Genomic DNA, 236 nt, shown 5'->3' with positions numbered 1-236 from the left:
CCATGGGGTAGTGCAAACGCGTTAGCACCAAAGCTGTCTGATTTATAAAACGATAATCTATAAATCGATTGATCAAGCGATAACGCATTAAGCATACTTGTAAAATGCGCTTGTACTTTAGCTTGTTGCTCTGCGGGCAGCTCGCTTGGGTCAAGCGCAATCTTTTTAATTAGTGTAAAGCTTTGCTCCCCCATTTGTTCCACAACATTTCGTGGCAAGGTATCAACACTGTAAAC

1 protein-coding gene is annotated in these 236 nt (G+C 41.9%); it reads right to left on the bottom strand.

From position 1 onward, the window contains the following. The coding region (locus tag AAEY79_RS16395) for a hypothetical protein (RefSeq protein WP_352289840.1) at positions 1 to 203 on the bottom strand (203 nt) is incomplete at its 3' end. Between the last annotated feature and the right edge of the window lie 33 nt (positions 204 to 236).

It is taken from the genome of Psychrobacter sp. GW64-MNA-CIBAN-0177 (assembly GCF_040309585.1).
In the GTDB taxonomy this organism is placed as follows: Bacteria; Pseudomonadota; Gammaproteobacteria; order Pseudomonadales; family Moraxellaceae; genus Psychrobacter; species Psychrobacter okhotskensis.
Note: the sequence above shows the minus strand (reverse complement) of the source record. Positions and strands in the feature narration are given on the sequence as shown.